The following is a 21,127-nucleotide window of genomic DNA, read 5'->3' as shown; positions in this document are numbered from 1 at the left end:
ATCAGAAGGGACATCAATCTGAGCGGCCTAAGACGCCCAGCTCCACCGAGCGGGGGCGTCTCCCCTGTTAATCCCTGTCAGCTTGCCGGATTGCGTGCCATGACGATCCACGCCGCGCCGTCGATCATCACCGACCGCTCGCCGGGGAGGCCCGCGAAGGCGGCACGAACCGCGGCCGAGGCGCGGGCGCGGATGTCGTCGGGCTGATCAGCGAGTGCGCGCGACAGCGGGCCGACCTCGAGCGTCATCTTCACCGCGTCGTCGATCGCAGCGTCCCGCGTCCCGCCCTCGCCGAACGGGACGGAAGCATCGAAGGGCGCGATAGCGATATCGGTGAAGCCGGCCGCCGTCAGGATGCGTGCCACGCGACTCCGGTCGCCGAACGAAAATGGGCCGGGCGCTTCGGGATCGGGCGGCGCGCTCGGCGGGAGGATGCCCTTGAGCGCGCCCATCGGCAGGCGCACCCAATCGTTCTCGGCCGCGCCGCGCCAGCAGACGAAAGCGACCCGCCCACCCGGGCGGAGCGCGCGTCGCATATGGGCGAAGGCCGCTGTCGGATCGTCGAAGAACATCACTCCGAAACGCGAGAACAGGATGTCGAACGCGCCCTCGGGCAACTCGGCGCTGCTGGCGTCGGCCACCTGGTATAGGGCCGGCGTATCCTGTGGCGCGAGCGCGCGCGCCCGGCCGATCAGCGGTTCGGATATGTCCACGCCCAGCACCTGGCCGCCCGGGCCGACGTGGTCGGCCAGTGCCAGACTCGACGCGCCCGCGCCGCAGCCGACGTCCAGCACGCGTTCGCCCGTGGCCGGCGCGGCGGCTTCGATCGCGGCCTGGCCGAACACCGCCACCATGGCGTCGAGCCGGGCCTGGTTAGCGACCCAGTGCTGCCCGCTTTGACCATTCCAGTCGGCCACCTGATAGGCCTTTTGCTCTGCCATGTCATCTCCTTGTTCTGATTCGTTCGTAGCTAGCTACCCTTTGTTGGAGTCTGTGCTCTCAAACCAGCATCGACTGCTGGGCGAAGATACCTGCCATCGCGCCCTGCGATGATGCCTGGGTGACCGAGGGCAAGAGCGGCGTGGCGAGGTCGCCGGCGGCGTAGATGCCGGGCATGCTGGTTTGGCGGCGCTCGTCGACCTTGAGGGCGATGCCGGCGGGCGTGTCGAGCGTGGCGAGGCCCAGTGATTCATGCAGGCTTGCGGACGGCTTGTTGCGCGGATGGGCGAACAGGACGTCGACCGCGATATTGCGGCCGGTATCGAGATTGACGGTGGCGATATGGCCCATGCGATGGGCGATCTCGACGATCCTGCCATTGACGACAGGTATGTTGCGGCGTGCCAGATCGGCCTGGATATCGGGCGGAATGTCATGACCATCGGCGAAGACAGTCAACTTGTCGGTCCAATCGCGGAACAGCCTGGCAGACTGGTGCGACTGCGGGCCGGACCAAACGAGGCCCCAATGCTGGCCGGCGACTTCAAAACCGTCACAATAGGGGCAGGGCACGATGGAGGTTCCCCAGCTTTCGGCAAAGCCCGGAACATCGGGCATCTGGTCGGCGACGCCATAGCTAAGGATCAGGCGGCGCGCCCCCAGGCTTTCGTTATCGTCAGTGACGACGCAGAAATTGTCGATGGCGCCAGACACGCTCTCGGCCCGGGCATTGACCAGGCTGATCGTTGGATAGCGCGCCAGCTGCTGCCGAGCCTCGGCCAGGATGTCCAGCGGCGGCTTGTGATCGTGGCCGAGCAGGCCATGCGAGTGGCCGGCAAAGCGGTTGCGCGGCCGGCAGGTATCGAGAACGGTGACCTTGCGGCGAGCACGGCCGAGCTGCAGGGCGGCGGCGAGGCCGGCAAAGCTGCCGCCGATGATGATGACGTCATTCATGGTGATGGGCTCCGGGTTGTGGATGGAGGGGGTGGGCTGGGCCTGGTGCGCAACATCGTCCAGCGATACACGCTCGAGACGGGCAGCGAGCAGGGCTTCGGCACCGGCCAGAAAGTCGCCCATCACTGTGTTGACCGGCCGGACAATGCCGCATTCGATATCGCCGGCCGGCCTGGGGAAACTTGATTTGGACAACGGGTTGAAACCTGGCCATTGCCTTGTATATTTCGGATACCTCGTGGTATCCTAATTCAAGAATTTGAATACTGTCAAGTACTGGAATTGTCGTGACCGAAAACAGCCAGGGCCGGCGCGGCCGGCCCGTCAACGAGGCGCTTCGCCAAACGATAGTCGACGCCGCCTGCGAACTCTTTGTGGAATTGGGTTTTCAAGCGACCACCATGGACAAGGTCGCCCAGCGGGCGAAGATATCCAAGCTAAGCATCTATCGGCACTTCGAGGACAAGGAGGCGCTGTTCAGCGCGGCCATGGCGGCCCACTGCCATCAGTTCGCACCACAGGCCCTTTTTGAAGGCGTCGACGGTTCCGCCGAAGATCAGCTCATGGCGGTGGGATCATCCCTGCTTCGCACGCTGTTGAGCCCCGACGTCCGCAGCGTCGAAGCCATGGTTTTGGCCGACAAGACGAATCAAAAGTCGTTAAGCAAGCTCCATTACGAAGCCGGGGCCGCCCATGTCATCGCCCAGATCGAGGCCGTGTTGCGTCAGTTGCATGCGAAAGGGATTCTGAACGTACCCGATGCTCTCAGGTCCGCCCGCTTGTTTGCCGCGCTTTTCAAAGGATCCGATCTCCTGCTTATCGCACGCTTCGACGAGGCGAGAGCAGAGGACGACAACGAAATCGAATCCTATTGCCGGTCGGCCGTCGCCATGTTCATCGCCGCGCACGGCGGCATCTAAAGGTGCGCTATCGCGGCTTGATGAAGAACTCGCGGCGTTGCACACGCGGTTCGCTCTGAGCAATCTGTGGATGACGCGCGAACGACTGATGCGCGAGTCCACTGCATGAGCGCAAAAGCCGCGCGAGCGGGAAGGCAATCGGCGCCTTCTCTTCCTTATGCCGAACGTCGCGCTGCATTCGAGCCAGGTGCCGCACCGCTTGCAGCGCATCGGTTCTATGTCGATGGCTCAGTGCGGCAAAACGAGTTCTGAACACCATCCTTAGCTGTTTTCTTCCGGCTTCACACCCAGCAACTCGCGAATATGCGCGAGCGATCCATCGTCTTTCACCACCGTCGAAAGCCATTGATGCAATGGCATATCCGCAGCCTCCGCGGCCTTGTCGGCAAAATACGCGGCTGGGTTATGCGGCTCCGTCGCGCGGAAGAACCTGGCCACCGCGCGCAACTGCGCGACGGCGTGCGCGCGGCTCTGGATTCCTGCAATCGGGCTCGTCGGCATGGTCGTCAACACAGGTTCCTCGCGTTGCGGTGCGGTCTTGAAGGTGGGCTCGGCGCGATCGTGCCCGTTCGCCGCGGGCGCTTTAGCGGGCGGCGGCGCTTCGGCGCTCACGCCGACTTCACGCGCAAAGCGCTCGGCCAACCGGTACACGTTTTCGTACGCGTCCTTCGCCTGCCGGAAACTCGGCGCGGAATCCGCGGCGCGCTGGTCCAGTTCCTGTTCGAGCGCGAGCATGGCCGCTTCGAACGCTTTCAGATCGACCAGTAGCGTCGAATAGAACGCTGGCGGCGTGGCGCGCTTCGATGCCTCGATCTGATCGATCGAGGGCTTGCCGCGCGCGATATCGTCGGCGTGATCCGGATCGCGTTTGACGGCTTGCGCGACGTGCGTGGCCACGTCCCAATCGATCGTGCTGTACGCATTGCCTTGCGACGACGTGAGCGGCATGGCGCGCAGCAGATCACCCGTGCGCCCGACCAGCCACGCGACGTTGCCGAGGCGATATTCGGTGTCGTCGCCCTCCGGCAGCGGATGCACGTGATCCCAGTAGCGCTCGCAAAGCCCCGTCAAAAGCGCGTAACCCTGCGAAAGACCGTTGATGCCTTCATCGATCGCGAGCGCTTCAGTGAGCCAGACAGCGAGGCGCAAATCTTTGGTCTGCGTTTGCAGCAAACTGCCCGAACGCTCGACCACGAACGCCCAATCCGCCTCCTTGATCTCCGAGACCCATTCGCCCTGATCCAGCGACGGGTCTTCGAAACGGCGCGCGTGTTGAATCGCATCGAAATCGGCCGAGAACAGCAGATCTTCGCCACAGGGCGAGGTTTCGCTGAGCGGAGCCAGCAAGGTGTCTAGATTAATCGGCATGAGAGAAAGCAATAAGTATCGGGTACGGCATTTAAATCAGATTGGCGCGTCCGCTCACACCACCGTGTAATCGAATTCGCCCGCCTCGCTCGCGCGCACGGCAATGCGTTCGATCGCCGTGCCGTTCGCCACACGTTCCAGCACCTGCTGCGCGACTTCGGGCAACAGCGTGCCGTTCAGAATGTGATCGACATTGCGCGCGCCGGAATCCACCTCGGTGCAACGCGCGAGCACCGCATCGACCAGCGACTCGTCCCACTCGAACACTGCCTTGTGATTCGACTCGATGCGGCGGCGAATCCGGTCGAGTTTCAATTCGATGATTTCGGCCAGTACATCGTCGGAAATCGGATAGTACGGCACCACCTTCATGCGGCCGAGAAACGCCGGTTTGAAGGCTTTGTATAACTGCGGACGCAAGGTTTCCGCGAGTTCATCGGCGTCGGGCAGTTCTTCCGCGCTCTTGTTCAGGCACGCCTGCATCACCGCCTGCGAGCCGACATTCGACGTCAGAATGATCAGCGTGTTGCGGAAATCGATCTCACGGCCTTCGGCGTCGTCCATCGTGCCTTTGTCGAACACCTGGAAGAACATTTCGAGCACGTCGGGGTGCGCCTTTTCGACTTCGTCGAGCAGCACCACCGAATACGGATTGCGGCGCACCGCTTCCGTCAGCACACCGCCCTCGCCATAACCGACATAGCCCGGCGGCGAACCTTTCAGGCCGGACACGCTGTGCGCCTCCTGATACTCGCTCATGTTGAGCGTGACCATCTTGCGCTCGCCGCCGTACAGCACATCGGCCAGCGCAAGCGCGGTTTCGGTTTTGCCGACGCCCGACGGTCCCACGAACATGAACACGCCGCGCGGCTTGTTCGGGTCTTCTAGATTCGCACTCGCGGTGCGCACGCGCTGCGCGATCGCTTCGAGCGCATGGTCCTGACCGATCACGCGCGCGGCCAGCAACGGCTGCAGGTTCAGCACGGTCTGTATTTCGTCCTTGACCATGCGGCCGAGCGGAATGCCGGTCCACGAGGCGACGATTTCCGCGACCACATGACCGTCGACCTGCAACGGCACCATCGGTTGGCCGCCTTGCAAGGTGTGCAATTCGGCGACGCACGCGGCGAGCTTTTCGCGCGCCTGCTGCGCCTTATCCGCCTGCTCCGGGTCCGCGCTGCTCACGCGCGCCGCGTCGATGTCCGCGCGCAAGCCGACAATCTCCGTCACCAACGCGCGTTCCTTGTCGTAGCGCGCTTCGTCTTCGGCGAGGTCACTGAGGTCCTCTTCACGCAGACCGCGCAATTCAGCGAGGCGCTCATCGTGCAGCGCACCGCTCGCCGCTTCGCGTTCCAGCGCGGCGATTTCAGCGTCGATACGTTCGAGGCGTTTTTTCGTGTCGTCAATGGCCGCCGGTGTCGAACTGTGCGCGAGCGCGACTTTCGCGCAAGCGGTATCGAGCACGCTGATCGCTTTATCCGGCAGTTGCCGGCCGCTGATGTAGCGATGCGACAGACGCACGGCTTCGGTGATCGCATCATCGAGCACGCGTACATTGAAATGCTTTTCCATCAGCGAAGCCATGCCGCGCAACATGGCCGCGGCGAGCGACTCGCTCGGCTCCTCGATCTTCACAACCTGAAAACGTCGCGCGAGCGCCGCGTCTTTCTCGAAGTACTTCTTGTACTCGCTCCACGTGGTGGCCGCAATGGTGCGCAATTCGCCGCGCGCCAGCGCCGGCTTCAGCAGATTGGCCGCGTCGTTCTGCCCGGCCTGACCACCGGCGCCGATGATGGTGTGCGCTTCGTCGATAAAGAGAATGATCGGATGCGGACTCTTCTTCACTTCGTCGATCACGTTCTTCAGGCGGTTTTCGAACTCGCCTTTCACGCTCGCGCCGGCCTGCAGCAGGCCCATATCGAGTACATGCAGCGCCACGCCTTTGAGCGGCGCGGGCACGTCGTCGGCGGCAATGCGCAGCGCGAGACCTTCGACCACGGCCGTTTTACCGACACCCGCCTCACCCGTCATGATCGGATTGTTCTGGCGGCGCCGCATCAGAATATCGATGGTCTGGCGAATCTCGCCTTCGCGGCCGATCACCGGATCGATCTTGCCTTCACGCGCACGCTGCGTGAGGTTGCTCGTGTAGGTATCGAGCGCGGGCGTTTTGGACGGCGCGCCCGGCGCGACAGCGCTCGCCACCGGATCACCCGCGTTATCTCCCGCGCTTTGCGTGTCATTGCCGTGCTCGACTTCGCGCGAACCCGCGGTCAGCTCATCGAATTTGTGCTTCAGGTCGGTCACACGCACGTCGCGCAGCAGCGGCGACATGCGCTCGGCGAATTGCGCGAGATCCGGTGCGCTCAAGAGCGCCAGCAGCAGATACCCTGAACGGATCCGCCCGATCTGCGAGTCAAGCGACGCAATCAGCCACGCCTGCTCGAGCAACTCGATCAGATGCTTCGAAAACACCGGCGTGCGCGTATTGCCCGTTTTCAAACGCTGCAACTCGCGCTCGAGATCCGCGCGCAACGCGTGCGCGTCGATCCTGCTCGCGAGCAGCACCAGCGCGACGTCGCTGGCCGGTTCATCCAGCAGCGCGAGCAGCAGATGCTCGAGGTCGACCTCGTAGTGACCGCGCGCGAGACAATTGTTCGCGGCCAGCAAAGCCGCCTGCCGGCAGGTCGGATTCAGTTTGGCGATCAGGGTATTGAGGGACGTACTCATGTCGTGCGATCCGGGTCCGGGTTCTGTCGTTATGGTCAGTGAATCACGTGCAATTCGTAGCGGGCATCCGCGCGGTCACGGTCGGCATCTTTCGTGCACAGGAACGCGTCCCAACCAAGGCGCGCGCCCTTGCTCAATAAGCTCGGCCCGACGGCTTCGCGGCGCAGCACCAGCGACACTTCGTATTCGAGCGTGACGCCGGCCAGCAGCGTGAGCATGCGTTCGAGCGCCACCGCACGATCGGCGCCGGGTAAAAATGCTTCGTAATCGGCCTTGTCGAGCGGTCCGATCACGAGGCGCGCGCGCATGTCGCGCTGCCAGACGCGCTCGCCAGCCAGCGCGGTCGCGCCGAGCGTCGCGTTGACGCTGCCGAGCAAGGTCAATTGATCGCGTGGCACGTCGTACCATTTGCCGACGAATTGCTCGACGCGCACCCGCACCTTGAAGTACTCCGAGAGCGTGCGTTGCAAATACGCCGCCGATACCGGCCGATGCCGCGCGGCCAATGCGTAGCCGGCAATCGCTTCATCGAATAGCGCGCCCTCGCCGCTTTGCAGGCTGTTGCGCGTGTCGTCGTCGGCGACGCCGGCGAGCGCGAGCAAAAGCGGCAGGTAACGCTCGTCGCGATCCAGTTCGTAGTGAAACGGCAGACGGTACTTCTTCCACGCCGCGTAGAACAGCGCCGTCGCGCGATTCGAAAACACATCGAAGAACTCGCGTGCGGCGCGATCGCGCTTGATCTGTTCACGCGCGATGATCTGCTCGGTGTAGTGCAGCGGCAATGCGCCCTGCCCACCGAGCAAACCGAAAAAGGCCGGCGTGATATCCACCTTATCGAGCGAACCGTCTTCGAGCGCTGCCGTGCGTTGCGACTTTTCCTTCAGCGCTGCGCCTGCGTCGTCATAAGACTGCGCGCCGTGAATCTCGCTCGGCGGGAACGACATCGACAGCGAATTGCGAAAAGCAATCCGCTGTGCGACGATTTCGCCGGGACGTCCGGGTTGAGATGGCGATTGCTGCGCGAACCACTTCTCGAGAATCCGCACCGCCTGAAAAAATTCGAAGCGATGCGGCTCGTCGAGAAGCTGCTCGACTACGCCAGGATCGATTCGCCGCTGCGCGGTTTGCATCGCAGGATCTCCTCGCCAGTGCGCTTCGACACGACGACCAGTTGCACAAAGCTGTTCAGATGCACGTACAGCCCAAAAAACGTATCGATCACGCGCACGAACGACGCGAGACTCGTGCCGACGAAATGTTCTTCGTCGATCGTCAAGCGAATCTCGATACCGCGTACGAAAGTGGCGAACGGTTTGCCCGGCAGCCACTGCACGGCGGCGTGCTGTTCGATGCCGACCAGTCCGTCGATATGCCGCGCGGACACCGCCGTGCGCCGCAAGTCGTAGAGCACGAGCATTTCCTTGAGCGCCGACAGGCCGCTATTGGCAAGCGACACATGATTCAACGCCAGATGGGAAATCAATCGCCAATGCGAGGCGCGACCGCGTTCGAAACGCACGCTTGGCGTAGGCCGGCGCAGCATCGAGATGCTGCCGGTCAGCGAGCCGCCTTCGAGAAACAGATCGCCCCCTTCGAGTCCTACAGCGAGACCGGCGGGCAAATCGCGATTGGTGCAGGTGAGGTCGAGACTCAAGGTATCCGTTTGCGGCGCGGCCGGTTCGAAGTCGATATCGACGATCGAAATTTCGGTCTCGTAGCCGGGGCTTTTCTGCGCGACCCAGTCGTTGCGACGTGCGAACCAGTAATGTCCCGCGCGCGCCGCTTCGCCGTGATGCAATGAATAGAACGGCCGGAACTCGATCACCGATTCTTCGTGCGCCTGCTGCCTGACGAGCTTCACCGAATCGATCGAATAGACCTCGTAGGCAAACGCGCGGCGCGCTTCGGCGATCACCGGATACGAAATCGCCTGATGGCTGATACGGATCGGCTCGCCGTGCTGTTCGAACAGATTCACCACTGGCGTGCAGAACAGGCGGAAATGATGCGCGGCCAATGAATCCAGCAGACGCGCCATGTGCGAATCGCTGCGCACTTCCTTGAGCACGACATGCAGCGTCAAACGCTGGCAGCGGCCGCTCGCGCGCGTCATCGCCGCCAGATCGAAGTCTGCAAAATTGAATTTTTCGGGGAACGCGAAGTATTCGGTCAGCAACCGGTAGGCCGGATGCGATTTGGCCGGATAGTCGATCAGCGCGTCGTCTTCGTCGAAACCGGCTTGCATGAGCGGAGATTCGCGCAGCTGTTTCCACACGCCGCGACGGTCGGCTTCCACGTACGTGGCCATGCCATTGACGAACAGACAGTCCGCCAGCGCCGCGATAAACGATTGTTCGCCGTGCAAGTGCGTGCGCAGCTTGCCGACTTTCAGCGCTGAGAGATCGAGTTGCGCCGCCGTCGATTCGAAGGTGATCGATATGATCGCCGTGGCATTGCCGGGCAGCACGGTCGCACTCGGCGCCATCGCCACGGATGTGTACTTCGCCTCGGAAATGCGGATCGGCGCCAGCGTCACATCGTATGCGGTACGAAAACGGCATTGCACGCCGCGGATGGGCCGCGATTTGAGTTCGGTGCCGCGCTCGACAAGAACCGGTTCGGTCAGATGACTCAGCGCGGCGGACGTGCCCAACTGCGCGATCGAGCACGACGGGAACGGCCGCAGGTAGTGCGGGTAGAGCACTTCCAGCAGCGCTTCGGTGAATTCGGGGTAATCGTCGTCGAGTTTCTTGTTGATGCGCGCGCCGAGCAGCGCGAACGACTCGATCATCCGCTCGACGTGCGGGTCTTCGCAATGCTCGCCGGACATGGCCAGACGCGCCGCGATCTTCGGATAGCGCTCGGCGAAGTCGCGCGAATAGCGCCGCAGAAATGACAACTCGCGCTCGTAGTACGGCAGCAATTCTTCCATCGATCTATCCCCGGACCTGAAACTTCTCCGCCTGGTTCATCGCCACCGTTGCGCGTAACGGCTGCGGTAAAGCGGTACTCGACACCACTACTCAAACAACACCGACTAAAAAAAGCAAACTACAACTTCGCGCGTGCGCGCGTCACTGAATACTGCAACGTGGACGGCTGTAACATCGCATCGAAACTCACCGGTTCTTCCGCCGGATGCACCACCAGCAGCGCCTGAATCGCGAAGTTCAGCGCATTGGTGGATTGTTCGTTCAATTCGAGCGTGACCGCTACCTGCTGCAAACGCGGCTCGTGCCGTGCAATGGCCTGTTGAATCGATTTGCAGATGAACGTGCGGTCGTAATGGCTCGCAAGGCTCAAACCCGCGAAATCGTTCAGGCCGTACGTGAGCACCGAGCGCTGACATTCCGGCAGCGCCGCCAGCTCGTGCTCGGTCAGCGCAATGCGCGTGTTCAGGATCGCCTCCACGTCGCGCGCGACCGTGCTCTTCAATTCATCCAACGACAATTGCCGCATCGCCGGAGATGCCGGCAGATGCGGTTCGTCGTCGAACAGCTTGTCGAGAAAGCTGGGTTCGAAGCGTTTCATCAGCGTCCGAAGAAGCGGATCGATGCGAGGCGCACCTGGCGCGCGGCAACTCTTTCGAGCCGCGCGCGCCGCGTGCGCCCGTGCATCAGACCGCGTACGTCTTGTCGTTCTTCGTCAGGCTCCACGCGCCTTGCGCGTTGCCGCCCTGGTTGCCGCCGATCTTCTGCTGCGTGTACTTCCATTGCACGGCAGCGTACTTCAGCGAGAACTGTTCGCTCGGCAGGCCTTCGCCCACCACGCTCGGCGTCACACTCGAAATGATCACATACTTGAGCTTCACTTCCAGGTACTTGATGCGATTGCCTTCGCCGTCCGAACGCATGAAGTCGATCGTGACTTCGTCGAACGTCGTGCCGCCCGACGCGTGTTGATAGATCAGCGGGCTGACCACGTCGATGTCTTTCGTGAACTGCATGTCGGCATGCTCGCACCGCTCGGAGGTGTGACCACCTGCCGTGGAAGCGGTTGCGGAACGCGGTTGCGTGATCGCGTGACTCCACGAATCGATTTCGATCCAACCAGCGTGATCCTTATCGGCAGACTCGCCTTTGATCGCCGGATTGCCGAATTTTAAATAGATATCCTTCATAACTCATCGACTCCCCAAAGAGGTGGTTTCAACAGCTAACCCGGGCGGCCAGCCCGGGTTAGCTGACTTGCTTTGCTTTATGAATTAGCCGGTTTCGGCAGGTCAGCGACAAGCCGCAAAGAGATCGACAGCTCGTCCAGTTGAAAGTGCGGACGCAGGAATGCGACCGAACGATACGCACCAGGCTTGCCCGGAATCTCCGAGACCTGAATCGATGCCTCGCGCAGCGGGAACTGTGCCTTCTGCTCCTGAGTCGCGTTGTCGTCCAGCAGCACGTACTGCGAGATCCAACGGTTCAGGAATACTTCGACGTTCTGTGCCGATGCAAAGCTGCCGATCTTGTCGCGCATCATCGCCTTCAGGTAATGCGCGACGCGCGATACCGAGAAGATGTACTGCAACTGCGCGGACAGAACCGCGTTGGCATTCGCGCTGTCGGTGCTGTATTTCTTGGGTTTCTGCACCGATTGCGCGGCAAAGAACGCGGCGTAGTCCGAGTTCTTGCAATGCACGAGCGGAATGAAACCGAGGTCGCTCAGTTCCTTTTCGCGGCGGTCGGTAATCGCGATTTCGGTCGGGCATTTCAGCGCCACTTCGCCGTCGTCGGTCTTGAACGTGTGGGTGGGCAGATCTTCCACCAGCCCGCCGCCTTCCACGCCGCGAATCGCCGCGCACCAGCCGAAGTCGTCGAATGCGGCGGTCAGGCGTGCGGCAAACGCCCACGCCGCGTTACACCACAGGTATTTGCTGTGATCCGTGCCGTCCACGTCTTCGACGAAGTTGAAACCCTCCGCCGTGGCGCCGTCTTTCGGGTTGAACGGCAGGCGGCCGAGAAAACGCGGCAGCGTGAGACCGACGTAGCGCGAATCTTCGGCGTCGCGAAACGACTTCCACTTGGCGTATTCGACCGTGTCGAACACCTTGCCGAGATCACGCGGCTTGCCGAGGTCGGCAAAGGTATCGAGGCCCATCAATTCGGGCGACGCCGACGCGATGAACGGCGCATGCGCGGCTGCGGCAACGTGCGACATCTGTTCGATGAAGTACATGTCTTCCGGCTGGCGCGTCACTTCGAAGTCGCCGACGATCGTGCCGAACGGCGACCCGCCGAAGGTGCCGAATTCTTCTTCGTAGATCTTCTTGAACAATGCGCTCTGATCGAATTCGATCGCGGTCTTGAAGTCGCGCACCAGGTCGCGCTTGGGCGCATGCAGCGCCTTGATCTTGACAGTTGCGCCGGTATTGCTTTCCTTGCACAGATAGTCCAGTCCGCGCCACGTGCTTTCCATGCGCTGGAATTCGGGCGCGTGCATCACCGCGCTCAACTGCGCGGAGATCAGGCGGTCGAGTTCCGCAACGCGTGCGTCGATGGTGGCCGACAGGTTGTCCGACACCACCACCGCGCCGTCGAGCACCTGATGCACGAGTTCGCCGATCAGGTCTTTCGCGCGCGCGTGCTCGGAATCGGACTTCGCCACGCGGCTTTTCTCGACGATTTCGTCGAGCAGCGTGGATTCCGTACCGCTTTGCGCGGTCGCGAGTTGAGCTGCTGCCGTTTGCTGATTCATCTCACACCCCGTGCTTATTCGCCGTGCTTGTCGTGGTCCGGCGCGCCGCCGTGCTGGTCCGCCGCGTTGCTCTGGTCTTTCGCCAGGGTTTGCAGCTGCTGCGTGTTGTTGAGCACTTCGCTCAGCAGGTCTTCGAGTTTGTCGTTGCCGGCCAGCTTGTTGCGCAGATCGGCAAGCTTCGAACGGGCTTCGAGCAGGCGCCGCAGCGGTTCGATTTGCGCGACCACTTCGTCCGGATTGAAATCGGCCATGGACTTGAAACGCAGGTCGACCGCGAATTTGCCGCCGGCTTCGCTCAGGCGGTTTTCCACCTGAAACGCGGCGCGCGGCTCGATCGCCTTCATCACGTCGTCGAAGTTATCGCGGTCGATATTGACGAACTTGCGATCGCGCAGCTTCGGCTGCTCGACTTCGGACTGCCCCGCCAGATCGGCCACCACGCCGACGACGAACGGCAGTTCCTTCACCTCGATCGCATCGCCGCGCTCGACCTCATAGGTCAATTGAACGCGGGGCGGCCGCACTTTTTGCAAGCGTTTCTGAATGCTTTCTTTTTTCGCCATCGTCGGCTCCCGGTGCTGATGGATCAGGCGTGTGGATCAGCGCAGCGCACTGAACGGATCGGACGCGCCACCGCTTTGCGCGGCTTTGGCGGGTGCGGCAGGCGCTGCCGGCGCAGCAGGAGCTGCCGGCGTGGCGGCGGGCGCCGCGGCGCTGGTCGTGGCGTCCGGCGTCTCCGCTGCGGGCTTGCCCTTGGCGACGTGACGAACCACGCGCTTTTTCTTGACCGCCGGCTTGTCGCTCGGGTCGGGCGGAAACAGCGTGGCTTCGCCGAGCGTGTCGCGCAGTTGCTTGGCGAGCGCTTGCGCGTCCGACTTCGCATCGCCCGCGAGTGAGGCGTCCTGGCGCAATTCGCCAAGCGATTGCGTGGCGACGCGCAAGCCGGCCACAGCCAGCACGCTCTTGGCCTGACGATCGGTCTGGTCGCGTTGCAGCGCTTCTTGCGCGGCAACGATTGCCTGACCGTAGTGACCTTGTGTGAACTGGATCTGCGCAATACGCGACCACGGTTCTTCACGCGTCGGATCGGATTTGGAAAGCTGCTGATAAAGCGCGATAGCGCGATCCTGATCACCGCCCTTTGCGACGGTATCGGCATCCGCGAGTTGCTTATTAAAAGCCTCCGGTGTGGTCGCCACGTTGTTGCCCTGTGTTGCGCAACCGGCCATCACGCCGCATGCCAACACAACCCCAGATAGTTTTACTAACAGACGCTCATTCATCGTTTTTCACCGACGTGCGAATTTTTTAATTCAAGGAGAAACCGGAGTTTTGCTTTGCTTCAAGTGCGCGGGTATAGTACAGGCCAATTTTCGATAATTCAACTTTCGTGTGAAGAAGGATTGCACAAAAAAAATGCATGTGGATCATTTAAACGAAACATGCAGAAATTGTTTCCTGCTGCAATAGCAGTAATGGGGGCGCCGGAAAAAATTGCCACTCGCCGGCCGCGACCCTGCAACATCGGCAGTTACATGCGCTTTGCATAAAGCGGCATTACGCGGCATTGCTTGGCTGAAAATTTACCGGATTGATTTCGTTATTGGTGTTTTGACGGGGGACGGCGCCGAGCCGGTCGATGTATATGAATTCGCATGTTATTCGCTATGCATCGCTATTGATTGCCAATGCGACCGCCTGCCTGCTGCTGGGCGGTTGCGCGGCGGGCGTGACGGTGCTCGGAGCCGCTGCCAACGCGGCTTTGCAGGCAAGCGGCCTCGGCAAACCAGACCTGCCGGATGCCCAGAAACCGCCGCGCAATGTCGGCCTCACCTTATATGCCGCGTCGAATCTGAATGCCGCGAATGACAAACGGCCATTGGCGCTGGTAGTACGGCTTTACGTGCTGAAAGACCCGACTTCATTCCAGCAGGCGCCATTCGACGCATTTACCGATCCGGCAAAGGAAAAAACCACACTGGGCGGCGATTTGCTGGGCGTGCGCGAAGTAACGCTGATCCCGGGCCAGCGCTACGTTGTTACCGAAAAAGTCTCGCGTGAAGCGCAGGCATTCGGTATCGTCGCGCTATTTCGTGATCCGGCAATGCAGCGCTGGAAATTTGCCTTCGACCCGGCGAAGTCGGAGAAATCCGGCATAATGATCGGCCTGCATAACTGTGCAATGACGGTGACCAATGGCACAGTGATCCCGCCAGACCAGGGACTGCCCGCGCAAGCGCTGAATATGCTTTCTTCGGTAAGTTGCGGATAAAGATGCCGGGCAAATGCGATTTAACATTTTCTAAACAATTAACAATGCGGCGCTCGAATCGGTTATCTCCGGGTGCGCCACACGCTGAACGCATATAACAGGTTTGAGATGAGTTATTCCGCAAAAGTGCTCTGGGGGGAAGGCCTGTTTTTGAGGCCGCAGCATTTTCAGCGTCAGGACGCTTATCATGAGGCGCGCCTGTTCGAATCGATCCAGGCGATCCAGCCGTATAACTGGGGCGTGCGCGCGGCGCGCTTCGACCGCGACGCGCTCGGCAGCAATGTGCTGCGCGTGAGCGAACTCTCACTGGTGTTTCCCGACGGCGCGCTCTACTCAGCGCCCCAGGCCGACGATCTGCCGCCGCCCATCGCGCTGGATACGCTGCCCGACGGCATCAACGAATTCACGTTTTATCTCGCGCTGCATCCGCTGCGCGAAACCGGTGCGAACTACGCGCAGGACAGCAACGCCGGCTTCGTGTCGCGTTACGTGAGCGAGCAGACGCCGGTGGCCGATCATTTCACCGACGCCGCCGAAGCCGACATCACCTTTCTGAAGACCAGCGTCAAGCTGATCGCGCATAGCGAGCCGCGCGATCAACTGCTCTCGGTGCCGCTCGTGCGTGTCCGCCGCACCGCCACGAGCGGTTTCGAAATCGACGATACCTTCGTGCCGCCCTGCCTCGCTATCGACGCCTCGCCGATCCTGCATCAGCGCCTGCGTCAGCTGATCGACGCATTGCAGGCCAAGGTCAACGCGTTATACGGTTTTCACCGCGAGCCGACCAAGAACATCATCGAGTTCCGTTCCGGCGACATCGCGTCGTTCTGGCTGCTGCATACCGCGAGTGCGGCATTCGCTTCGCTCGCGCATCTGTACCAGCATTCGGCGCTGCATCCCGAACGCCTGTTTCAGGAACTGCTGCGCCTCGCCGGCCAGTTGATGACGTTTTCGAAGGGCTACGCGCTGTCCGACTTGCCGGCTTACCGGCACGACGATCCGGGCCCCGGCTTCGCGCGTCTCGACACGATCCTGCGCGATCTGCTCGAAACCGTGATCTCCACGCGCTACTTCGCGATCGCGCTCGAGGAAGTGCGGCCGTCGTTCCATGCGGGCCGCCTCGACTCCGGAAAGATCGACGACAAAACCATGTTCTACATCGCGGTGTCGGCGGATATGCCGACCGCCGAGCTCGTGGAAGCCGTGCCCGCGCGCTTCAAGGTCGGCGCGCCGGACGACGTCGACAAGCTGGTGCTCTCGGCCATGCCGGGCGTGCGGCTCGTCTACACGCCGCAGGTGCCGCCCGCCATTCCGGTCCGTCCGGGCGCGTGCTACTTCTCGTTCGAATCGCGCGGCGCGCTGTATGACCGTATGTTGCAGGCCCAATCGGCAATGATCTATGCGCCGTCGGGCATCAACGATCTTCAACTCGAACTGATCGCCGTCACATCATGAGCTACGCGCCATCCCTCTTTGGCGGCAGCAGCACGCCCACCGCCACGCCCGCACCGATCACCGAGCCGACCTATCAGGTTCGTTCGCTGCTCGATTTGCTGTACGACGGTTTCTTCATGCTGTTCCTGTTGAAGAACGGCCGCGAACCCGGCGACGCGCAGGAGTTCAGCCAGCGCATCCAGCAGTTCCTCGGCGACTTCGAACGCGGCGCGAAGAAGCTCAATGCGTCGGCGGACGATGTCTATGCGTCGAAGTTTGCGTTCTGCGCGGCCATCGACGAATCCGTGCTGTCGTCCACCTTCAGGATCCGCACGGAATGGGAGCGCCGGCCGCTGCAACTGGTGCTGTTCGGCGAGCAACTGGCTGGCGAGAAGTTTTTTCAGTATCTCGAGGAATGCCGCGCACAAGGCGCAGCGCGTTTGCAATCGCTCGAGGTGTTTCACATGTGCCTGCTGCTCGGCTTCCAGGGCAAGTATCTGCTCGAAGGACCGGAGAAGCTCGCGTATCTGACCGCGCGCATCGGCGATGAAATCGCGCATATGAAAGGCAAGCGCGCGCCGTTCGCGCCGCATTGGCCGTTGCCCGATCAGGTCGCGCACCGTCTGAAACGCGAGGTGCCGTTATGGTCGATCGGCGCGGTGTTCGCGCTAGTGGGATTGCTGGCTTATCTCGGCCTGAATACTTATCTGCGCGATCAGACTTTGCGCTCGCTCGCGCCGTACTCGCAGGTGGTCAAGCTCGGGCCGCAATCGGCTACGTTGACGATTTCGTTGCCCTGAGCCTGCGCGAACCGATAAGTGGAAATGGCCCGCACGTGCGGGCCATTTCCGTTTGGCACTGGTGAAGCAACGCTTATTGCGACTCTTCCGCCCACACCGCATTTTCGCGCGCCATGAGCGCCGTGGACGCAGCCGGTCCAAACGTGCCCGCCGTATAACCGCGCGGCTTTTCGCCCGATTTGGCCCATCCTTCCAGAATCGGTTCAGCCCACGCCCATGCCGCTTCGAGTTCGTCGCGCCGCATGAAGTGCGTGAGGCGTCCGCGAATCACGTCGATCAGCAAGCGCTCATACGCTTCCGCGCGACGCTCGGTGAAGGCCTGCTGCAAATCCAGATTCAGATTCACCGGCAGCATATGCATGCCGCTGCCCGGCTCTTTCGCGAGCACCTGCAACTGGATCGATTCTTCCGGCTGCAGCTGGATCACCAGCCGATTGCCGTAATTGCGCCCGCCCTTCGGAAAGATCGAGAACGGCAATTCGGCGAATTCGATCACGATCTCCGACACCTTCTTCTGCATCCGCTTGCCGGTGCGCAGGAAAAACGGCACGTGCGCCCAGCGCCAGTTGTTGATATGCGCGCGCAATGCGACGAAGGTTTCGGCGCGGCTGCCAGCCGGCACATTGTCTTCTTCCTGATAACCCTTCACCGCCTCGCCATCCACGGCGCCCGCGGTGTACTGGCCGCGCACGGTGTCGCGCGCGATGTCTTCGGGCGTCATGGGCCGCAGCGAACGCAGCACCTTGAGCTTTTCGTCGCGGACCGCATCCGGGTCGAGCGATACCGGCGGCTCCATTGCGACGATACACAGCAGCTGCAGCAAGTGGTTCTGCACCATGTCGCGCAGCGCGCCGGTCTTATCGTAGAAGCCCGCGCGGGTGCCCACGCCGACCGTTTCCGCCACCGTGATCTGCACGCTCTTGATATACGGCGCCTGCCACAGCGGGCCGAAAATCGGATTGCCGAAGCGCAGCACCATCAGGTTCTGCACGGTTTCCTTGCCGAGGTAGTGGTCGATGCGGTAGATCTGCGCTTCGCTGAAATGCTTGCCGACCGCCGTGTTGATTTCCTGCGCGGAGGCCAGATCGTGACCCAGCGGCTTTTCGAGCACGACGCGCGAGTTGGCGTCGATCAAACCCGCGGCGGAGAGGTTGTCGCAGATGTTCGTGAACAGATCCGGCGACGTCGCGAGATAGAACACGCGGCGCACGCCCTCGCGCGACACTTCTTTCAGGCGCTGATAATCTTCGACCGAGTCGACGTCCATGCGCACGTACTCGAACAGCGCGAGAAATTTGTCCCAGGCGCCGGCATCGAACGCCTTCTTTTCAATGAAGGGCTTTGCCTTCAGCTCCATGAATTCGTTGATGTACTCCTCACGCGACCAGGGCTTGCGGCCAATCGTGAGAATGCGGGTGTTCGGCGGCAGATTGCAGTGCAGATGCGCCATATAGAGCGCGGGCAGCAGCTTGCGAAACGACAGGTCGCCGGTACCGCCGAAGATGATCATGTCGAGCGGCAGGTCGGGAGTGGCAGAAGCGTGTGGGGTCGTCATAGCGCGGTCGCAGCGTCGTGAGGGATAAGGCGTCGGTGAGGGGCAGAAAAAAGCGGGCAGAAAAAAAGCAGCAGCGCGGTGCCGGCGGACCGGCACTTTTTCTGGCAAACGCCTATGGTGCAACGTTTTGAGATTGTTTGCACGGCAACATGCGCCGCAGGTTCGCGCAATATGCCAACCTGAGGTGCTAGAGGCCTGTTTTCAGGACCTTTTTCGGCGTTGGCGGGCAACGGCCTATGCTGTTGTAAAGCAGGCTCCGCAGGTCGCGCAACCGGCCCTTTCACATGCGCTTTTCCGCCAAGCCTTCAACCTCCTGACAACGACTCGCGCGCCACGCGGCACGCCGCCAGATCCCATGCCGCGCAGCCGACGGTTTTAAATACGATCGGTTTTTTTTGCGGCAATAGCGCTGCATTGTCCAGTACAGAAGCGATGCCGCCGACCTGAGCCCAGTCGACGCCAGCCTGAATGAAGTCGCCCGCTTCATGGCGCGCGCCGGCTTCGTCGTCGACGAAAAGCGCACTTTCGCCGAGGGTGCGCGCGCCTATCTCGACCATGGCGGGCGTGAATGCGCCGACGCCGATCACGAGGCGCTCCGCGCGCGCCGCTTCGTCGTAGACGGGCTGTCTGCTCGTGGTCAGCGCGATCACGACATCGACCGAATCGGGGATCGTGGCGCCGGCCTGCGTCAGCGGCCGCAGATCATGCGCCTTGCCCTGATGCGCGGCGCAAAACGCTTCGGCGCGCGCGGGCGCGCTGCCCTTCACCCATACGCGCGCGCCGGGAAACAGCTCGGCGATCGCCTCCAGATGGTTGAGCGCCTGCATGCCGGTGCCGATCAGCAGGAATTCGCGCGGCGTTGCGGCGGCGAAGGTGTCGACGCCCAGCATCGAGATCGCCGCCGTGCGGCGTCCCGTCACGGTCGGGCCGTCGAGGATGAAGAGCGTCTCGCCGGTGTCGGCGTCGAACGCCATCACTTTGCCGTGGATGGTCGGCAGGCCGCGTGCACGATTGGCCGGGCATACATTGACCAGCTTGTGGATCGCGAGATCGGGCGCGGTGGCCGGCATCGACAGCATGATGCCGTCTTCGTTGAGCGGCACGACGAGCCGCTCGGGACTCGCGATACGCCGCTGCGCGTAGTCGATCGTCGCGCGCTTGAGCGCATCGACGAGCGCGGCGTAGGGAATCAGCCGCGTGGTCGCGGCGGCGTCGAAAGTCTGCGTGGTCGGATAGGTCATGGGCAGGTCGTTCCAGTCTTTGGCAGAAGTTTGAGTTCGAATGGGCTAGCAGACAGCAGGCGTTTCATTCGGCTGGCGCGACGACTGGATCAGCATCAGCAGATCGCCCGCCTCGATCGGACACGGCTCGTCTTCGTAAAACGACAGCACGCGCCCCGCGCGCACGAGACCCACCACCACCGCGCCCGGCAGCGCATTGCTCCAGCGGCCGACTTCCTGCGCGCTCGCCCGGCGTTCGACCAGGTTGACGCGGCCGCGAGCCGACAGCAGATCGTTCACGAAGGGCACGATGTATTCGCTGTCGACCGCGTCGGCAAGCAGCAAGCCGCCGATCTTGGTCGACGAGACGATCACGTTCGCCCCGGCCTGGCGCAACTGGCGTTGATAGGTCTGCTCCTGGATCCGCACGACGATCTTGGTCTGCGGCGCGACGCTGCGCACGGTCAGCGTGAGCAGGATGGCGGTGGCGTCGTCGCTGACGGCGATGATGACCGCGCGGGCGATCTGCACCTGCGCCTGCTGCAGCAGATCCTCGCGCGACGGATCGCCGAGCAGGCCTGCGACGCCCAGCGCCGTGGCCGCTTCGAGCGCCGCCTGCTGCGGATCGATCACGACAATCGATTCCGCGGCGAAACCGCTTTCCAGCAACTCGCGCACCGCGACCGAACCGCTCAATCCATAGCCACAAATCACGACGTGATCGCGCAACTGCTTTTGCAGGCGTTTCATGCGGAATTCCTCGATGACGCGTTGAATGACGAACTGATACGCGGTGCCGAGAAACACGAACCAGATGACGATGCGGATCGGCACGATGAAGAAGGCGTCGATGAGGCGCGCGCGGGCGGTCACCGGCACGATGTCGCCGTAACCGACGGTGGCTACCGTCACCATGGTGAAGTACATCAGATCGACGATGCCGAGGACTTTGCGGTTGGCATCGCGCAGCCCGTCCCGATCGAGATAGAGCACGGCGAAGGCGAGCACGCACAGGCCGAGCACCAGATAGACGCGATGCAGCAGCATGCGCTGCGGCGACGCCGCCGGCCGCGTGAACAGCGTGCGGGCGCGCGGCGCCTGCCAGGGCGTGCGGGCGCGGCGCGGCAAACGGAAGCGCGGCAGACGTGGCTCCGGCTTGGGTGAATCAGGCACGCGGCGGCTCCGGCAGTCGATGACAAGCGATTCTACGACGCCGGGCGCGCCGCGGGGCCGGATCGGGAACGCGT

The 21,127-nt window shown here is 62.2% G+C and carries 18 protein-coding genes and 1 pseudogene; 5 read left to right on the top strand and 14 right to left on the bottom strand.

Features of this window, described 5'->3' with window-relative positions; genetic code table 11:
- Positions 1-77: 77 nt before the first annotated feature.
- Together ACFSNN_RS27940 and ACFSNN_RS27935 are read right to left on the bottom strand one after the other, a co-directional pair.
- A complete protein-coding gene (locus ACFSNN_RS27940; protein ID WP_134465065.1) occupies positions 78-941 on the bottom strand; it encodes a class I SAM-dependent methyltransferase in 864 nt (287 codons plus the stop codon).
- Positions 942-999: 58 nt separating this feature from the next.
- Positions 1,000-1,893, bottom strand: coding sequence for an NAD(P)/FAD-dependent oxidoreductase (locus tag ACFSNN_RS27935; protein WP_134465066.1), 894 nt, complete (start codon positions 1,891-1,893; stop codon positions 1,000-1,002).
- A gap of 287 nt (positions 1,894-2,180) precedes the next feature.
- Here ACFSNN_RS27935 and ACFSNN_RS27930 point away from each other — a divergent pair, with 287 nt between their 5' ends.
- Positions 2,181-2,813 carry a TetR/AcrR family transcriptional regulator gene (locus ACFSNN_RS27930; RefSeq protein ID WP_134465067.1) on the top strand — a complete coding sequence of 211 codons (633 nt, stop codon included), beginning with the start codon at positions 2,181-2,183 and terminating at the stop codon, positions 2,811-2,813.
- A pseudogene (locus ACFSNN_RS27925) lies at positions 2,738-2,922 on the top strand (IS5/IS1182 family transposase); the annotation flags it as partial. The gene ACFSNN_RS27930 and the pseudogene ACFSNN_RS27925, both read left to right, overlap by 76 nt.
- A gap of 152 nt (positions 2,923-3,074) precedes the next feature.
- On the opposite strand, the gene tssA reads toward ACFSNN_RS27925, so the two are convergent.
- The 9 genes from tssA to ACFSNN_RS27880 form a co-directional block, all read right to left on the bottom strand.
- The gene (tssA, locus tag ACFSNN_RS27920; protein WP_134465068.1) at positions 3,075-4,181 is read right to left on the bottom strand and encodes a type VI secretion system protein TssA; all 1,107 of its coding nucleotides are present in this window, start codon (positions 4,179-4,181) and stop codon (positions 3,075-3,077) included.
- A 54-nt stretch (positions 4,182-4,235) separates the two neighbouring features.
- Positions 4,236-6,911: a type VI secretion system ATPase TssH gene (tssH, locus tag ACFSNN_RS27915; RefSeq protein WP_134465069.1), complete on the bottom strand. Its 2,676-nt coding sequence runs from the start codon at positions 6,909-6,911 to the stop codon at positions 4,236-4,238.
- Positions 6,912-6,946: 35 nt separating this feature from the next.
- Positions 6,947-8,041 (bottom strand): type VI secretion system baseplate subunit TssG, encoded by a 1,095-nt coding sequence (tssG, locus tag ACFSNN_RS27910; RefSeq protein WP_012426793.1) that lies wholly within the window; start codon positions 8,039-8,041, stop codon positions 6,947-6,949.
- Positions 8,005-9,843, bottom strand: a complete 1,839-nt coding sequence (tssF, locus tag ACFSNN_RS27905) for a type VI secretion system baseplate subunit TssF (protein ID WP_134465070.1) — start codon at positions 9,841-9,843, stop codon at positions 8,005-8,007. The genes tssG and tssF overlap by 37 nt, the downstream gene beginning before the upstream one ends.
- Positions 9,844-9,962: 119 nt before the next feature.
- A complete protein-coding gene (gene tssE, locus ACFSNN_RS27900; protein ID WP_007176945.1) occupies positions 9,963-10,442 on the bottom strand; it encodes a type VI secretion system baseplate subunit TssE in 480 nt (159 codons plus the stop codon).
- 85 nt (positions 10,443-10,527) lie between these two features.
- Positions 10,528-11,031 carry an Hcp family type VI secretion system effector gene (locus tag ACFSNN_RS27895; RefSeq protein WP_073430926.1) on the bottom strand — a complete coding sequence of 168 codons (504 nt, stop codon included), beginning with the start codon at positions 11,029-11,031 and terminating at the stop codon, positions 10,528-10,530.
- A 77-nt stretch (positions 11,032-11,108) separates the two neighbouring features.
- Positions 11,109-12,599, bottom strand: a complete 1,491-nt coding sequence (gene tssC / locus ACFSNN_RS27890; RefSeq protein ID WP_134465071.1) for a type VI secretion system contractile sheath large subunit — start codon at positions 12,597-12,599, stop codon at positions 11,109-11,111.
- A 14-nt stretch (positions 12,600-12,613) separates the two neighbouring features.
- Positions 12,614-13,162, bottom strand: coding sequence for a type VI secretion system contractile sheath small subunit (tssB, locus tag ACFSNN_RS27885; RefSeq protein ID WP_012426789.1), 549 nt, complete (start codon positions 13,160-13,162; stop codon positions 12,614-12,616).
- Between the two features lie 36 nt (positions 13,163-13,198).
- A complete protein-coding gene (locus ACFSNN_RS27880; RefSeq protein ID WP_134465072.1) occupies positions 13,199-13,882 on the bottom strand; it encodes a tetratricopeptide repeat protein in 684 nt (227 codons plus the stop codon).
- 362 nt (positions 13,883-14,244) lie between these two features.
- Here ACFSNN_RS27880 and tssJ point away from each other — a divergent pair, with 362 nt between their 5' ends.
- From tssJ to icmH, 3 genes are all read left to right on the top strand, one after another.
- Positions 14,245-14,871 (top strand): type VI secretion system lipoprotein TssJ, encoded by a 627-nt coding sequence (gene tssJ / locus ACFSNN_RS27875; protein WP_134465073.1) that lies wholly within the window; start codon positions 14,245-14,247, stop codon positions 14,869-14,871.
- Positions 14,872-14,979: 108 nt separating this feature from the next.
- Positions 14,980-16,326, top strand: coding sequence for a type VI secretion system baseplate subunit TssK (tssK, locus tag ACFSNN_RS27870; RefSeq protein WP_377690400.1), 1,347 nt, complete (start codon positions 14,980-14,982; stop codon positions 16,324-16,326).
- Positions 16,323-17,105 carry a type IVB secretion system protein IcmH/DotU gene (gene icmH, locus ACFSNN_RS27865; protein WP_012426785.1) on the top strand — a complete coding sequence of 261 codons (783 nt, stop codon included), beginning with the start codon at positions 16,323-16,325 and terminating at the stop codon, positions 17,103-17,105. The genes tssK and icmH overlap by 4 nt, the downstream gene beginning before the upstream one ends.
- Before the next feature lie 73 nt (positions 17,106-17,178).
- Here icmH and zwf read toward each other — a convergent pair whose 3' ends face one another.
- The 3 genes from zwf to ACFSNN_RS27850 form a co-directional block, all read right to left on the bottom strand.
- Entirely contained in the window at positions 17,179-18,660 is a 1,482-nt protein-coding gene (gene zwf, locus ACFSNN_RS27860; RefSeq protein WP_134465074.1) for a glucose-6-phosphate dehydrogenase, read from the bottom strand.
- 305 nt (positions 18,661-18,965) lie between these two features.
- The gene (lhpI, locus tag ACFSNN_RS27855; protein ID WP_134465075.1) at positions 18,966-19,901 is read right to left on the bottom strand and encodes a bifunctional Delta(1)-pyrroline-2-carboxylate/Delta(1)-piperideine-2-carboxylate reductase; all 936 of its coding nucleotides are present in this window, start codon (positions 19,899-19,901) and stop codon (positions 18,966-18,968) included.
- A gap of 45 nt (positions 19,902-19,946) precedes the next feature.
- Positions 19,947-21,053 carry a potassium channel family protein gene (locus ACFSNN_RS27850; protein ID WP_166799379.1) on the bottom strand — a complete coding sequence of 369 codons (1,107 nt, stop codon included), beginning with the start codon at positions 21,051-21,053 and terminating at the stop codon, positions 19,947-19,949.
- Positions 21,054-21,127: the final 74 nt, after the last annotated feature.

The sequence above is a fragment of the Paraburkholderia dipogonis genome (genome assembly GCF_042680985.1).
GTDB classification, from domain to species: Bacteria; Pseudomonadota; Gammaproteobacteria; order Burkholderiales; family Burkholderiaceae; genus Paraburkholderia; species Paraburkholderia phytofirmans.
Note: the sequence above shows the minus strand (reverse complement) of the source record. Positions and strands in the feature narration are given on the sequence as shown.

What these genes read in the sequence shown, in the direction of transcription:
- ACFSNN_RS27895 (WP_073430926.1), bottom strand. Translation starts at nt 11,031, where the DNA reads ATGAAGGATATCTATTTAAAATTCGGCAATCCGGCGATCAAAGGCGAG.
- tssH (WP_134465069.1), bottom strand. Translation starts at nt 6,911, where the DNA reads ATGAGTACGTCCCTCAATACCCTGATCGCCAAACTGAATCCGACCTGC.
- tssJ (WP_134465073.1), top strand. Translation starts at nt 14,245, where the DNA reads ATGAATTCGCATGTTATTCGCTATGCATCGCTATTGATTGCCAATGCG.
- tssE (WP_007176945.1), bottom strand. Translation starts at nt 10,442, where the DNA reads ATGAAACGCTTCGAACCCAGCTTTCTCGACAAGCTGTTCGACGACGAA.
- icmH (WP_012426785.1), top strand. Translation starts at nt 16,323, where the DNA reads ATGAGCTACGCGCCATCCCTCTTTGGCGGCAGCAGCACGCCCACCGCC.
- ACFSNN_RS27935 (WP_134465066.1), bottom strand. Translation starts at nt 1,893, where the DNA reads ATGAATGACGTCATCATCATCGGCGGCAGCTTTGCCGGCCTCGCCGCC.
- tssF (WP_134465070.1), bottom strand. Translation starts at nt 9,843, where the DNA reads ATGGAAGAATTGCTGCCGTACTACGAGCGCGAGTTGTCATTTCTGCGG.
- tssG (WP_012426793.1), bottom strand. Translation starts at nt 8,041, where the DNA reads ATGCAAACCGCGCAGCGGCGAATCGATCCTGGCGTAGTCGAGCAGCTT.
- ACFSNN_RS27940 (WP_134465065.1), bottom strand. Translation starts at nt 941, where the DNA reads ATGGCAGAGCAAAAGGCCTATCAGGTGGCCGACTGGAATGGTCAAAGC.
- tssA (WP_134465068.1), bottom strand. Translation starts at nt 4,181, where the DNA reads ATGCCGATTAATCTAGACACCTTGCTGGCTCCGCTCAGCGAAACCTCG.
- tssC (WP_134465071.1), bottom strand. Translation starts at nt 12,599, where the DNA reads ATGAATCAGCAAACGGCAGCAGCTCAACTCGCGACCGCGCAAAGCGGT.
- lhpI (WP_134465075.1), bottom strand. Translation starts at nt 19,901, where the DNA reads ATGACCTATCCGACCACGCAGACTTTCGACGCCGCCGCGACCACGCGG.
- tssB (WP_012426789.1), bottom strand. Translation starts at nt 13,162, where the DNA reads ATGGCGAAAAAAGAAAGCATTCAGAAACGCTTGCAAAAAGTGCGGCCG.
- ACFSNN_RS27880 (WP_134465072.1), bottom strand. Translation starts at nt 13,882, where the DNA reads ATGAATGAGCGTCTGTTAGTAAAACTATCTGGGGTTGTGTTGGCATGC.
- tssK (WP_377690400.1), top strand. Translation starts at nt 14,980, where the DNA reads ATGAGTTATTCCGCAAAAGTGCTCTGGGGGGAAGGCCTGTTTTTGAGG.
- zwf (WP_134465074.1), bottom strand. Translation starts at nt 18,660, where the DNA reads ATGACGACCCCACACGCTTCTGCCACTCCCGACCTGCCGCTCGACATG.